We start from the raw sequence: 341 nt of genomic DNA on the forward strand, positions 1-341 counted from the left end.
ATTTACTTCCAAATAAAGAGATTACTATTGTTTTAAATCCAAAAACAGTTGCAGAAAATAAAGAACTAGAGGAAAAATCTACAGGGTTAATTCATAATACAGCTTTCCTGGAATTTCCTAAGAGAGAGCATACTGGTAATGGACCGATTTGCTTTGGGTATGCATATAAATTTCAATCAACTGATGAATTAGATGTTTTTTTACCTAAGTTAAATAATTAATAATTCGCACACAAAAACACCGTAATTAGCACGGTGTTTTTGTTTATTATTATTTCTTGTTTTACTATTCCTACGTTACTAACCTGCTTCGTAAGTGCAAGAAAAAAGGGATCGCCGCTG

At 31.7% G+C, this 341-nt stretch carries 1 pseudogene; it reads left to right on the forward strand.

What is annotated here, in order from left to right:
* Positions 1–221: pseudogene (locus V7161_RS30075) on the forward strand (hypothetical protein); the annotation flags it as partial.
* Positions 222–341: the final 120 nt, after the last annotated feature.

Source organism: Neobacillus drentensis, from assembly GCF_036965425.1.
Lineage (GTDB): Bacteria > Bacillota > Bacilli > Bacillales > Cytobacillaceae > Neobacillus > Neobacillus drentensis_F.